This is a genomic window from Burkholderia sp. ABCPW 111 (genome assembly GCF_000773065.1).
GTDB classification, from domain to species: domain Bacteria; phylum Pseudomonadota; class Gammaproteobacteria; order Burkholderiales; family Burkholderiaceae; genus Burkholderia; species Burkholderia savannae.
The window spans coordinates 14,973-27,805 of record NZ_JPWT01000079.1; the positions used below are offsets into that span (position 1 = coordinate 14,973).

13 protein-coding genes are annotated in these 12,833 nt (G+C 66.9%); 4 read left to right on the forward strand and 9 right to left on the reverse strand.

Features of this window, described 5'->3' with window-relative positions; translation table 11 throughout:
- Positions 1-212: 212 nt before the first annotated feature.
- Both mutS and X946_RS18405 read left to right on the forward strand, forming a co-directional pair.
- Entirely contained in the window at positions 213-2,882 is a 2,670-nt protein-coding gene (mutS, locus tag X946_RS18400) for a DNA mismatch repair protein MutS (RefSeq protein ID WP_038750496.1), read from the forward strand.
- Positions 2,869-4,173 carry a hypothetical protein gene (locus X946_RS18405; protein ID WP_038750499.1) on the forward strand — a complete coding sequence of 435 codons (1,305 nt, stop codon included), beginning with the start codon at positions 2,869-2,871 and terminating at the stop codon, positions 4,171-4,173. The genes mutS and X946_RS18405 overlap by 14 nt, the downstream gene beginning before the upstream one ends.
- Here X946_RS18405 and X946_RS18410 read toward each other — a convergent pair.
- On the reverse strand, positions 4,153-4,704 hold the full coding sequence (locus X946_RS18410) for an FKBP-type peptidyl-prolyl cis-trans isomerase (protein WP_038750417.1): 552 nt from the start codon (positions 4,702-4,704) through the stop codon (positions 4,153-4,155). The genes X946_RS18405 and X946_RS18410 overlap by 21 nt on opposite strands.
- Before the next feature lie 68 nt (positions 4,705-4,772).
- On the opposite strand from X946_RS18410, the gene X946_RS18415 reads away from it, so the two are divergent.
- Together X946_RS18415 and X946_RS36710 are read left to right on the forward strand one after the other, a co-directional pair.
- The gene (locus X946_RS18415) at positions 4,773-5,960 is read left to right on the forward strand and encodes a cupin domain-containing protein (RefSeq protein ID WP_038750420.1); all 1,188 of its coding nucleotides are present in this window, start codon (positions 4,773-4,775) and stop codon (positions 5,958-5,960) included.
- Positions 5,961-6,016: 56 nt separating this feature from the next.
- Complete coding sequence (locus X946_RS36710; RefSeq protein WP_081989774.1) at positions 6,017-6,286, forward strand: hypothetical protein; 270 nt, start codon at positions 6,017-6,019, stop codon at positions 6,284-6,286.
- A 5-nt stretch (positions 6,287-6,291) separates the two neighbouring features.
- Here the strand turns inward: X946_RS36710 and X946_RS35495 are convergent, their stop codons facing one another.
- From X946_RS35495 to X946_RS18450, 8 genes are all read right to left on the reverse strand, one after another.
- On the reverse strand, positions 6,292-6,453 hold the full coding sequence (locus X946_RS35495) for a hypothetical protein (RefSeq protein ID WP_162483267.1): 162 nt from the start codon (positions 6,451-6,453) through the stop codon (positions 6,292-6,294).
- Positions 6,454-6,614: 161 nt separating this feature from the next.
- A complete protein-coding gene (locus X946_RS18420; RefSeq protein WP_038750423.1) occupies positions 6,615-7,391 on the reverse strand; it encodes an MBL fold metallo-hydrolase in 777 nt (258 codons plus the stop codon).
- A gap of 4 nt (positions 7,392-7,395) precedes the next feature.
- The gene (gene bamC / locus X946_RS18425) at positions 7,396-8,541 is read right to left on the reverse strand and encodes an outer membrane protein assembly factor BamC (RefSeq protein WP_038750426.1); all 1,146 of its coding nucleotides are present in this window, start codon (positions 8,539-8,541) and stop codon (positions 7,396-7,398) included.
- Between the two features lie 109 nt (positions 8,542-8,650).
- Positions 8,651-9,553 carry a 4-hydroxy-tetrahydrodipicolinate synthase gene (gene dapA, locus X946_RS18430; RefSeq protein WP_038750428.1) on the reverse strand — a complete coding sequence of 301 codons (903 nt, stop codon included), beginning with the start codon at positions 9,551-9,553 and terminating at the stop codon, positions 8,651-8,653.
- 44 nt (positions 9,554-9,597) lie between these two features.
- Positions 9,598-10,215, reverse strand: a complete 618-nt coding sequence (locus X946_RS18435; RefSeq protein WP_038750431.1) for a class I SAM-dependent methyltransferase — start codon at positions 10,213-10,215, stop codon at positions 9,598-9,600.
- On the reverse strand, positions 10,212-11,414 hold the full coding sequence (locus X946_RS18440; protein WP_038750434.1) for a tryptophan--tRNA ligase: 1,203 nt from the start codon (positions 11,412-11,414) through the stop codon (positions 10,212-10,214). The genes X946_RS18435 and X946_RS18440 overlap by 4 nt, the downstream gene beginning before the upstream one ends.
- 8 nt (positions 11,415-11,422) lie before the next feature.
- Complete coding sequence (locus X946_RS18445) at positions 11,423-12,088, reverse strand: site-2 protease family protein (protein WP_038750436.1); 666 nt, start codon at positions 12,086-12,088, stop codon at positions 11,423-11,425.
- 98 nt (positions 12,089-12,186) lie between these two features.
- A complete protein-coding gene (locus tag X946_RS18450) occupies positions 12,187-12,816 on the reverse strand; it encodes an L-threonylcarbamoyladenylate synthase (RefSeq protein ID WP_038750439.1) in 630 nt (209 codons plus the stop codon).
- Positions 12,817-12,833 lie beyond the last annotated feature (17 nt).

A 12,833-nucleotide genomic window follows, 5' to 3' on the forward strand; every position in this document is an offset into this window, starting at 1 on the left:
TCGTCAAACCCGCGCATGTTCAACACCGAATTTTCTTTCGTTCGAGGCGACGGCCGGCGCGCCACGAAACGCCGCACTCGCCCGCGATCAAGCCGCACGATGCGCACGAATCGGCGCTGCCCGAACACGTTGGCCATCCGGCCGGCTTCGCGCAGCGCTACGACAAGGTAAACTCTCACCCAATTCCGCATACGCAGACAGATATTCGCAAGATGGCCACCCAAATCGATGCCTCCCCCGACGCAGCGGCAGCGGCCGCCGCGCAGCACACGCCGATGATGCAGCAGTACTTACGCATCAAGGCAGAACATCCCGGAACACTCGTGTTCTACCGGATGGGCGACTTCTACGAGCTCTTCTTCGAGGACGCGGAGAAAGCCTCGCGCCTGCTTGATCTGACGCTCACGCAGCGCGGCGCGTCCGCCGGCACACCGATCAAGATGGCGGGCGTGCCGCATCACGCGGTCGAGCAATACCTCGCGAAGCTCGTGAAATTCGGCGAATCGGCCGCGATTTGCGAGCAGATCGGTGACCCCGCGACGTCGAAGGGGCCCGTCGAGCGCAAGGTCGTGCGCGTCGTCACGCCGGGCACGCTGACCGACGCCGCATTATTGTCCGACAAGAGCGACGTGTTCCTGCTCGCGCTTTGCGTCGGACACAACAAGCGCGGCGTAGCGTCGAACATCGGTCTCGCCTGGCTCAACCTGGCGAGCGGCGCGCTGCGGCTCGCCGAGGTCGCGCCGGATCAGATCGCCGCGGCGCTCGAGCGCATCCGGCCCGCGGAAATCCTCGCGGCCGACGGCACGATCGAATCGGTGCCGGCCGGCATGGGCGCGATCACGCGCGTGCCCGCCTGGCACTTCGACATCGCATCGGGCACACAGCGCCTTTGCGATCAGCTCGAAGTCGCGAGTCTCGACGGCTTCGGCGCGCAGGCGCTCACGAGCGCCTGTGGGGCCGCCGGCGCGCTGCTGATCTACGCGGCGTCGACTCAGGGCCAGCAGCTTCGCCACGTGCGCAGTCTCAAGGTGGAAAACGAGTCCGAATACATCGGGCTCGATCCGTCGACGCGACGCAATCTCGAACTCACCGAAACGCTGCGCGGCACCGAGTCGCCGACGCTCTATTCGCTGCTCGACACCTGCTGCACCGCAATGGGCAGCCGCCTGCTGCGCCATTGGCTGCATCATCCGCCGCGCGCGTCGGTCGCGGCGCAAGCGCGCCACCAGGCGATCGGCGCACTACTCGACGCCGCCGCGAACGCGAGCCTCGACAGCCTGCGCTCGGCGCTGCGGCAAATTGCCGACGTCGAACGGATCACCGGCCGCCTCGCGCTGCTGTCCGCGCGGCCACGCGATCTGTCCAGCCTGCGCGACACGTTCGCCGCCCTGCCCGTGCTGCGCGAGCGCGTCGCCGAAATCGCACCGAACGCGGCCGCGCTCGGCCGCCTTGAAGCCGCGCTCGAGCCGCCCGCCGGCTGCCTCGATCTGCTGACGCGCGCGATCGCGCCCGAGCCTGCTGCGATGGTCCGCGACGGCGGCGTGATCGCCCGCGGCTACGACGCGGAACTCGACGAGCTGCGCGACATCTCGGAGAACTGCGGTCAGTTCCTGATCGACCTCGAAACGCGCGAGCGCGCGCGCACGGGCATCTCGAATCTGCGCGTCGAATACAACAAGGTCCACGGCTTCTACATCGAGGTCACACGCGGCCAGACCGATAAGGTGCCCGACGACTACCGTCGCCGCCAGACGCTCAAAAACGCCGAACGCTACATCACGCCCGAGCTGAAGACGTTCGAGGACAAGGCGCTGTCCGCGCAGGAGCGCGCACTCGCCCGCGAGCGCGCGCTTTACGACAGCGTACTGCAGGCGCTGCTGCCTCACATCGAAGGATGCCAGCGCGTCGCAAGCGGCCTCGCGGAACTGGACTTGCTCGCGGCCTTCGCCGAACGGGCCCGCACGCTCGACTGGGTTGCACCGGAATTCACCGACGAGATCGGCATCGAAATCGATCAAGGCCGCCATCCGGTCGTCGAAGCGCAGGTCGAGCAGTTCATCGCGAACGACTGCTCGCTGAACACCGATCGCAAGCTACTCCTCATCACCGGCCCGAACATGGGCGGTAAATCGACGTTCATGCGGCAAACAGCGCTCATTGCGCTGATGGCGTACGTCGGCAGCTACGTGCCGGCGAAGGCGGCCCGCTTCGGTCCGATCGACCGCATCTTCACGCGCATCGGCGCGGCGGACGATCTCGCGGGCGGCCGCTCGACGTTCATGGTCGAAATGACGGAAGCCGCCGCGATCCTGAACGACGCCACGCCGCAAAGCCTCGTGCTGATGGATGAAATCGGCCGCGGCACGTCGACGTTCGACGGCCTCGCGCTCGCGTGGGCGATCGCGCGCCACCTGCTGTCGCACAATCGCTGCTACACGCTGTTCGCGACGCACTACTTCGAGCTCACGCAACTGCCGGCCGAATTCCCGCAAGCGGCGAACGTGCATCTGTCGGCGGTCGAACATGGGCACGGCATCGTATTCCTGCACGCAGTCGAGGAAGGCCCAGCGAATCAGAGCTATGGGCTGCAGGTCGCGCAGCTTGCAGGCGTCCCCGCGCCGGTGATTCGCGCCGCCCGCAAGCATCTCGCGCACCTCGAACAGCAGTCCGCCGCGCAAGCAACGCCGCAGCTCGATCTCTTCGCCGCGCAGCCGGCCGTCGACGAACCGGAATACGACGAACCGCCGGCGGCCGTGCCGCATCCGGCTCTCGAGCGCCTGCTCGCACTCGATCCGGACGACTTGAAGCCGCGCGACGCACTCGACCTGCTCTATGAACTGCACGCGCTCGCCCGCACAGGCGCAACGGATGCGCAACGCTGACGGCATCGCGCCTCACGCGCCTCACGCGCCTCACGCGGCGCTTCGCTCGCGCGTCGCCGCTTTCGCGCTCACGTGCGCGCTTGCAGGCGGCATGCTGGCCGCGCCCGCGTCGTCGCGTGCGGGCGGCGAGCCGTATACGTTCGGGGTTCTGTCCGGCGTGATCGCGTCGTCCGACGACGAGCCGCCCGCTCGGCGCCTGCTCGACGCAATCGCACGCGACCGCTCGGTGTCGTTCATCGTCTACGAAGGCAACCTGAAGGGGCCGAAGGAAGCATGCCGCGATCAGTTGTACGAGCAGCGCAACGCACTGTTCGCGACGTCCCGCGTTCCTATCGTGCTGCTGCCGGGCCAGTTCGACTGGGCCGCGTGCGGCGCGCGCGACGCCGGCGCGTACGACCCCGTCGAACGGCTCGACTTCCTGCGCCAAAGCGTCTTCACCGAGCCGGCACTGCCCGCCGCGAATCCGATGCTGCTCACGCGCGAGAGCGAAGTGCCGCGCTTTCATCCCTATCGGGAGAACGTTCGCTGGGTGCGCGACGACACGGTGTTCATCGGCCTGAACGCGCCCGCGCCGAACAACCGCTACCTGACGGCGGGCGGCCGCAACGGCGAGTTCGAGGATCGTGTCATCGCGAATGCGTTCTGGATCGATCACGCGGCCGAGTACGCGAAGCGCCGCAAGGCGCGTGCGCTTGTGATCTTTCTCGAGGGCGATCCGCAGTTCGACCGCTACGAACGTTCGGAGCGCTTCGGATGGCTGCGCTTCAACCGCCCTCGCACGCGCGACGGCTTTCGCGAATTCAAACGCGCATTGGTGAAGGCGGCCACGGTTTTTCGCGGCTCGATCGTCGTCGTCCATCCGAACGGCGAGACGCTCGCGAACGGCTTCAGGATCGACCGTCCGTTACGCGACGACAAAGGGGATCTGGTCGGCAACCTGACGCGCATCGCGATCGCGCCGCATGCGCGCCTGGCTCAATGGGTGCGAATCGGCGTCGATCCGGCGAAGCAGCCGATGTTCAACGTGAGCATGCAGACCGTGCCGAAGCATCTGCCTCAACCGCCTGCCCTGCCCGTCGTGCCGCATGACGACACGCCGCTGCCCGAAATGCCGGAAATCCCCGCGTCGCCGGCGCTGCCCGATTCGGGCGCGAGCGGCGCGCAACCGCCCGGCTATGATGATTGGCATGGCGCGCGCGACGACCCATTCGATCACCGCGCGCCGTCGAGCGCGACATCCGGCGAGACTCCGGGCGTCGCCGCGCCCCGCTCAATGCAGGGTGCGCACTGAGCTGTTGTCTTCGTTGTCGTTATCGTCGTCCTCGTCTTCGTCGACGATTTCGAGCCCTTCCGCGCCGTGCGCGTGCTCGTGCTCGATCTCGTCCGCGGTCGCTTCGCGCACGTCCTTGACGGTCAGCGAAAAGCGCAGCGCCATGCCGGCGAGCGGGTGATTGCCGTCGAGGACGACCTTGTCTTCCGCGATGTCGGTCACCGTGTAGATCAGCGAGTCGATTTCCTCGTCGCCGTCTTCCGGCGTGCCTTCGAATTGCATGCCGACTTCGAGCGGCTCGGGGAAGCGGTCGCGCGGCTCGATCTTCACGAGTTCAGGATCGTAATCGCCGAACGCATCCTGCGGCTCCAGCTGGATTTGCGCTTGATAGCCGGGTTCCTGGCCGTCGAGTTGTTCCTCGATCTTGGGGAACGTGCCATCATAGCCGCCGTGCAGATAGACCATCGGCTCATCGCTCTCCTCGATCAGATTGCCTTGCGCATCCGACAGCTTGTAAGCGACCGACACGACAGTATTTTTTGCGATTTTCATCCAATTCTCCCAAGTACAACAGTCATTATACGATGCCCAAACGGCCACTACCCGAACCGTCCGGCCGTGTGCGCGAGCGCACTCGCGCGCCGCTGTCCGAGGCGCCGACCCAGCTTCTCGGCAACCTCACGCCCGCGCATTTCATGCGCCGATATTGGCAGAAAAAACCGCTTCTGATCCGGCAGGCGATTCCCGACGTCGCGCCGCCGCTCTCGCGCGACGCGCTGTTCGAGCTCGCGGGCGACTATGACGTCGAATCGCGTCTCATCACCCATTTTCGTAACAGATGGCAACTGGAGCATGGTCCGTTCTCGCTCGAGCATCTGCCGCCCGTGAAACGGCGCGAATGGACCCTCCTCGTGCAGGGTCTCGATTTGCATGACGACAGCGCCCGCTCGTTGCTCGAACGGTTCCGGTTCGTTCCGGATGCGCGCCTCGACGATCTGATGATCTCGTACGCGACGGACGGCGGCGGCGTCGGCCCGCATTTCGACTCGTACGACGTGTTCCTGCTGCAGGTGCACGGCAAGCGTCGCTGGCGAATCGGCGCGCAGCAGGACTTGTCGCTGCAGGAAGGATTGCCGCTCAAGATCCTCGAGCATTTCGAGCCGACCGACGAATGGGTGCTCGAGCCCGGCGACATGCTGTATCTGCCCCCGCACGTCGCGCACGACGGCGTCGCGATCGGCGAATGCATGACGTGCTCGATCGGCTTCAGAGCTCCGTCCGCGGGCGAGTTGCGCACGCAGTTCCTCTATCACCTGGCCGAGCGCGGCGGCTTGCGCACGGGCGCACGCGACGACGCGCCGTATCGCGATCCCGCGCAGCCCGCGGTCGACGCCCCCGCGAGGCTGCCCCCGGAGATGACCGAGCGCGTCGCCAGGACGCTCGCCGGCATCAAATGGGACGAGCACGATATTGGCAATTTTCTTGGCTGCTATTTGAGCGAGCCCAAATCGAACGTCGTTTTCGATCCTCCTGCCCGCCGGCTCGGCGAAACCGCGTTCGCGGCCCAGGCCGCGCGCCGGGGCGTCCGGCTCGACAGGAAAGCGGCGTTGTTGTATAACGCGCGCTCGTACTTCATCAACGGCGACGCGTATTCGCTCGCGACGGCGGCGAAATGGCTGCCGGAACTGGCCGATTCGCGCCGGATGGGGGCGAAACGGTTTGTAACACTCTCCCGGGACCCCGCCATGACAGGCCTGCTGCACGAGTGGTATTGTGCGGGCTGGATACGGGTGGGTGAGATGGAGTAGAGTTGCCCGGCCGTACGCCCATACGAACGCATGTTTTGTATGGGAAAGACAACGTATTGACCCCGCATTTGTCGACGGTCGATAGGAAAGTGCATATAATTTCCGCCCAAGCCGTAGGGAAGATTCACGCTCTAGAAGTGCATCTCCACCAGCGGCCCAGGTCGGTGTTGGAGCACATTACCGGTATTGTTTCGCGCTGTTGCTTACCTTTAACCATAAAAGGACGTGATCATGAAGAAATCCCTCCTCGTAGCTTCCCTGTTGGCTGCCGTTGCGCTGGCTGCGTGCAACAAGAGCTCCGAGCAAGCTGCTTCGTCGGCTGCTAGCGACGCTACCGCCGCTGCTGCTTCGGCTGCTTCGGGCGTTGCCGCTGCTGCTTCGGAAGCGGCTTCGAGCGTTGCCGCTGCTGCGAGCGATGCAGCTGCTGCTGTGGCGTCGGCTGCTTCGGCAGCGACGGCTGCTCCGGCTTCGGGCGCAAGCCAGTAAGTCGCACCAGCATCAGCTGAAAAAAAAACCGGCCCGTGGGCCGGTTTTTTTTACGTCCTTCGCACGGTCCCGTGCATCTGTTCCGCGGTTTCGCGGACGCCGACGAATCGTTGCGGCGCCCGCAGGCCGCGCTCGGGCGCGTGCACGCCCGCCGACGGCGCCGACGCATCAACGCAGGCTGAGCCAGCCGAAACCCTCCTCCTGCGACGCGACGAGCACGTCGCCCGCCCCGCCCCCCAAAGCCGCCGCCAGCGCCGCCTGCGCGTGCGCCGGCGTATTGTTCTGCTGGCTCAGGTGCGCGGCCACCAGGTGCCGCAGCCGGCTGCGATCGAGCTCGGCGAGGATGGCGGCCGCCGCCTCGTTGCTCAGATGGCCGTGCGAGCCCCCGATGCGCGCCTTCAGCGACGCCGGATAGCGGCTTGCCGCAAGCATCGCGACATCGTGGTTCGCCTCCAGCACGAGGCCGTCGCAGCCGCTCAGCACGGCGCCGATGTGCGGCGTCGACATGCCGACGTCGGTCAGCACGCCAAGACGCGCCGCGCCGTCGCTGAAGACGAACTGGAGCGGCTCGCGCGCGTCGTGCGGGACGGTGTAGGGCCGCACGCACACGTCGCCCAGCGCGGCCTCCTCGTCGCTCCAGAGCACGTGGAGGTCGACGTCGGCTTCGTCCGCGCCGACCGCGCGCGCGGTGCCCCAGCTCATGTACAACGGCAGCGACGCACGGCGCGCGAGCGTCAGCGCGCAGCCGACGTGGTCGCCGTGTTCGTGGGTGACGAGGATCGCGTCGAGATCGTCGACGCGCAAATCGAGGCGCGCGAGCCGGCGTTCGAGTTCTTTCGCCGAGAAGCCGCAGTCGAGCAGAAGGCGCGTCGTCGTCACGCCATCCGATGCTTCGACGACGAGCGCGTTGCCTTCGCTGCCGCTTCCGAGGCTCGCGAATCGCACGAGCCTAGTTGAGCTGCGCGTGCAGCAGCGAGATGATCCGCTGCGCGTCGGACGAGTTGTCGATCTGGCCGTTCGTGTCGAGGACGGCCACTTGCGTATTCGAGTCGCCCTGCGCGCGCACGTTGACGAGGAATTCCTTGCCCGGCTTCGCGGCCGTCGGGCCACCGTAGAACAGCTTGCCGAACAGGCCGTCGCGCTTGAGCTCTTCCATCGAATTCGCGTAACGGACGTAGTAGATGCCCTTCGAGCGATCTCGATTGTCGACCGTGAAGTTCGTCCGGTCGAGCGCGAGGCCGACACGCAGCCACGCACGGTCGAACGATTCGGCCAGATCGAGCGTCGACGCGCCGCCGTTGGCGCCGACGACCGTCGCGGGCGCCGTCGCCGGACGCGCATCGGCGAGCAGTTGCTTCGCCTGCGCGTCGGTCAGGCCGAATTTTTCCATCAGCTTCGCGAGGAACACCGCTTCGAGCACCGGATTGCGCGGACGCTCTTCCCAGCGCGACGACGTGCCGCCCTGCGCGCCCGTCAGCTTCTCCTCCATCGCGCTATGCGTGATCGAGATGTCGGTGTTGCCGCCGGACGTACGCGTGACGAGCGTGCGGAACCGATCGCGCGTGCCCGACGAATAGGCGAAATCGATCACTCGGCCGATCGTGCGGCGGAACCAGTCGTCCGGGATGTTCGCGCGGTTTTCCGCCCAGTCGGTCGCCATGATGCCGGTCGAAGGCGCGTCCGTCTTCAGCACGAAGCCGTTGTCCTGCCAGAATTCCTTCAATTGCGGCCAGAGCTGCTCGGGCGTGCGGCCGTCGACGACGAGCCAGCGGCGGTCGCCGTCACGCTCGACGTGCATGCCGAACGGGTCCTGCGCGCTCGGCTGCCCTTCCGTCGCGTTGCCCGCAGCCGTCACGGCGCGCGTCGGTGCGGAGCCGAGGCCCGAGTTCGTCGGCGGCGCGACGTACGACGGGCTGAGCGGCATCGCCGTCAGATCCTGCGGCACTTGCAGCGGAGGCGCCGAGCCGGTCGCCTTGTAGTTGACCCGGTCGGGCGCGAGATAGTCGTTCAGCGTGTCGCAGCCGGCGAGCGCGCCCAGCGCGAGCGCCAGCACCGAAACCTGGATCGCACGGGAGGAAAAGGCGGAATGTTTCATGAAGTCCTTCGTCTTGCTAGAACGCGTGTCACGCACGACGCCGGGAGCGGCCGGGTCGGGTCGGATCGATCGGGATGCGGCGCGGCCGCACGGGCGGCCGCGTTGGGCCTCACAGGAGGCCGGCCTCGCGAAGCGCGCCGCGCACGGCTTCGTGGCAGCGCTCGTCGAGCGGCGTAAGCGGCAGGCGGATGCCGCCTGCGATCTTGCCCATCTGCTGCAGCGCCCACTTCACCGGAATCGGGTTCGCCTCGATGAACAGATTCTTGTGCAGCGACAGGAGCTTCATATGAATCTCGCGCGCCGCCTTCGCGTCGGCGGCAAGCGCCGCGCGGCACAGTTCGCTCATCGCGCGCGGCGCGACGTTCGCCGTCACCGAGATGTTGCCGTGGCCGCCGAGGAGCATCAGCGCGATCGCGGTCGGATCGTCGCCGCTGTAGATCGAGAAGTTCGCGGGCGCCGCGTTGATCAGCTGCGCGGCGCGATCGATGTTGCCCGTCGCGTCCTTCACGCCGATGATGCCCGGCACCTGCGCGAGCCGCAGGATCGTCTCGTTCGACATGTCCGCGACCGTGCGCCCCGGCACGTTGTAGAGAATCACCGGCAAGTCGACCGCTTCGGCGATCGCCTTGAAGTGGCGGTACATCCCTTCCTGCGTCGGCTTGTTGTAATACGGCACCACCTGCAGCGTCGCGTCGGCGCCCACCGCCTTCGCGTGCTTCGACAGCTCGATCGCCTCGGCCGTCGAATTGCCGCCCGCGCCCGCGACGATCGGAATCCGCTTCGCCGCATGCTTGACCGCGGTTTCGATCATGAGGACGTGCTCGTCGACGGAAAGCGTCGCCGATTCGCCGCTCGTGCCGACCACGACGAGGGCATCCGTCCCCTCTTCGATATGCCAGTCGACCAGCTTGCGGAAGGCCGCCAGATCGAGGCCGCCGTCCTCGAGCATCGGGGTGACGATCGCGGGGACGCTGCCGCGGATTTGAATGCCGTCTTGAGTGCCGTTAGCCATGAAACAAACGCGATGAAAAATCGGTAAAAGTTGATTGTAGCGGATTAGCCTGCCAGTCCGTAACGCGGATATCCCGCCCCTTCTTCCGCCGCGGCGCGCTCGCGCACCGCGCAGATTCGTTGGACGAATGCGTCGCGCGGCGTGGCGGCGAACCCGTCCTCGAACGCGACGACGCGCAACTGCCCGCGCACCGCGCCGAGCAACTCGCCCGGCGCGAGCAGAAACGCCGGATTGGACGGTTTGCCGACCGTTTGGTTGCCTTGCGCGAACGTCTCGTACAACAGCACGCCGCCCGGCGCGACTGCGGCGACGAGACGCGGCAGCAGCGGACGATGCAGATAATTCGTCACGACGACCGCGGCGAAGCGCGCGTCGTCGGCAAGCGGCCACGGCGCGGCTTCGAGATCGGCCGCCTGCTCGGCGACGCCCGGCAGTGCGCCGAGCGACGCGAGTGCGGCCGGCTCCCGCTCGAGCGCGCACACCGGATGGCCGCGTTCGGCGAACCAGCGCGCGTGGCGGCCGTGGCCCGCGGCGACATCGAGCACCGTGCCGCCCGCCGGCACGAGATGCGACCACTTGCGTATCCACGCGGACGCCTCGGCCGACGCGCCGTGCGCCGCCGCGCTCGGCGCGCCGTCTACCGCGATCGTCAGCGTCTTCAACTGTACGCGAGCCCCATCGCCTCGCGCACGTCGCGCATCGTCTCGACCGCGTGCTTGCGCGCCTTGTCGCAGCCGTCCGCGACGATCGCGCGCAGCAGCGACGGATCGTCCATGTACTTCTGAGCGCGCTCGAGCATCGGCTGCTGTTCGCGCAAAATCCCTTCGACCACCGGTTGCTTGCAGTCGAGACAGCCGATGCCCGCCGAGCGGCAGCCCTTCTGCACCCACTCGTGCGTTGCTTCGTCCGTATAGACCTGGTGCAGTTGCCACACCGGGCACTTGTCCGGATCGCCCGGATCGGTGCGGCGCACGCGCGCCGGATCGGTCGGCATCGTGCGGACTTTCTTCGTGATCGTCTCCGCGTCCTCGCGCAGGCCGATCGTGTTGCCGTACGACTTCGACATCTTCTGCCCGTCGAGGCCGGGCATCCGAGACGCCGCGGTGAGGAGCGCCTGCGGCTCGACGAGGATGATCTTGCGTGCGCCTTCGAGATAGCCGAACAGGCGCTCGCGGTCGCTCATCGACAGGCTCTGCGATTCCTGCAGCATCGCGCGCGCCTGTTCGAGCGCCTCGTCGTCGCCTTCCTGCTGATAGGCGTTGCGCAGCTCGTGATAGAGCTTCGCGCGCTTGCCGCCCAGCTTCTTCGCCGCTTCGAGCGCCTTCTCCTCGAAGCCCGGCTCGCGGCCGTACAGGTAATTGAAGCGGCGCGCGATCTCGCGCGTCATCTCGACATGCGGCACCTGATCCTCGCCGACCGGCACGAGCGAGCCGCGATAAAGCAGGATGTCGGCCGCCATCAGCACCGGGTAGCCGAGGAAGCCGTACGTCGACAGATCCTTGTCCTTCAGCTTCTCGATCTGCTCCTTGTAGGTCGGCACGCGCTCGAGCCAGCCGAGCGGCGTGCTCATCCCGAGCAGCAGCGCGAGCTCGGCATGCTCGGGCACCTTGCTCTGGATGAAGAGCGTCGCCTGCGCCGGGTCGATGCCGGACGCGAGCCAGTCGATCAGCACGTCCCAGACGTTCTTCTCGATCACCTCGGGCGTTTCGTAGTGCGTCGTCAGCGCATGCCAATCGACGACGCAGAAGAAACACGGGTACTCGGACTGCAGCTTGACCCAGTTCTTCAGCACGCCGTGATAGTGGCCGAGGTGGAGCGACCCGGTGGGTCGCATGCCGGAAAAGATACGGTCTGGGAACATGATTGTCGTTAGAAAAGCGAGGCGAAAGGAGTCAGGATGGCCGTCACGACGGCGTAGCCGGCGCCCACCAGCGGCCTGAGCCACAATTTCGTCAGAAGGCCCGTCGCGACGAGCGCGAGCACGATGAAAAAGCCGTACGGCTCGAGCCGCGACAGCGCGATCGATTGCTTCGGCGGCAGCAGCGCCGCGAGCACGCGCCCGCCGTCGAGGGGCGGCAGCGGAAAGAGGTTCAGCACCGCGAGCACCAGATTGACGCCGACGCCCGCGCCCGCCATGCGCGTGAAGAACGGCTCGTCGATCGCGAGCGCGGCGAGGCCGATGCTCACGAAGCCCCAGATCAGCGCCTGGACGAAGTTGCAGCCCGGCCCCGCGAGCGCGACCCACAGGCTGCCCCAGCGCGGGTTGCGCAGATTGCGGAACGTGACGGGCACGGGCTTCGCGTAGCCGAACAGGAACGCCCCGCTCGTCAGGAAGTACAGCACGAGCGGAATCACGATCGTGCCGAACGGATCGATGTGGCGCATCGGGTTGAACGACACGCGGCCCATCATGTAAGCGGTGTTGTCGCCGAGCAGGCGAGCGACGTAGCCGTGGGCGGCCTCGTGCAGCGTGATCGCGAAGATCACGGGCAGCGCATAGACGGCGATTGTCTGTATCAGGGAAGAAGCATTCATAGCGCGCTATTGTAACAAGCGGGAAACGCGCGAACGACGCGCGTGCATGCGGACCGCAACGGCGGCCGCTCCGGTGCGCCGGGGCGGCGCGGCTGCGCTCACGCGGCGAGGCCGAACGGCTCGAGCGGCCCGCGGCCGGCCCGCACGAGCTGCGGCGCGTCGCCCGTCAGGTCGATCACCGTCGACGGCTCGCGCGGACACGCGCCGCCGTCGATCACGAGGTCGACCTGCTTTTCGAGGCGCACGCGGATTTCTTCGGGCTCGTTGAGCGGCTCGTCGTCGGGCGGCAGGATCAGCGTCGTGCCGAGGAGCGGCTGGCCGAGCGTCTCGAGCAGCGCGAGCGTGATCGCATGCGCGGGCACGCGCAGCCCGATCGTCTTGCGCGACGGGTGCGACAGCCGCCGCGGCACTTCCTTCGTCGCCTGCAGGATGAACACGTACGGCCCCGGCGTCACCGACTTGATCAGCCGGTATTGCCGGTTGTCGACCATCGCGAACGTCGCGAGCTCGGACAGATCGCGCACGAGCAGCGACAGATGCTGCTTCTCGTCGAGCCCGCGGATGCGGCGCACGCGCTCGACCGCGTCCTTGTCGTCGAGATGGCACGCGAGCGCATAGCTCGAATCGGTCGGCAGCGCGATCACGCCGCCGCCCCGCACGATTTCGGCCGCCTGCTTGACGAGGCGCGGCTGCGGATTATCCGGATGAATCCTGAAGAATTGGGACATGGGGACAAAGAGTATGG

Coding starts and splice junctions, on each gene's coding strand:
- mutS (WP_038750496.1), top strand. CDS start 213: ATGGCCACCCAAATCGATGCCTCCCCCGACGCAGCGGCAGCGGCCGCC.
- X946_RS18405 (WP_038750499.1), top strand. CDS start 2,869: ATGCGCAACGCTGACGGCATCGCGCCTCACGCGCCTCACGCGCCTCAC.
- X946_RS18410 (WP_038750417.1), bottom strand. CDS start 4,704: ATGAAAATCGCAAAAAATACTGTCGTGTCGGTCGCTTACAAGCTGTCG.
- bamC (WP_038750426.1), bottom strand. CDS start 8,541: ATGAAACATTCCGCCTTTTCCTCCCGTGCGATCCAGGTTTCGGTGCTG.
- dapA (WP_038750428.1), bottom strand. CDS start 9,553: ATGGCTAACGGCACTCAAGACGGCATTCAAATCCGCGGCAGCGTCCCC.
- X946_RS18440 (WP_038750434.1), bottom strand. CDS start 11,414: ATGTTCCCAGACCGTATCTTTTCCGGCATGCGACCCACCGGGTCGCTC.
- X946_RS18445 (WP_038750436.1), bottom strand. CDS start 12,088: ATGAATGCTTCTTCCCTGATACAGACAATCGCCGTCTATGCGCTGCCC.
- X946_RS18450 (WP_038750439.1), bottom strand. CDS start 12,816: ATGTCCCAATTCTTCAGGATTCATCCGGATAATCCGCAGCCGCGCCTC.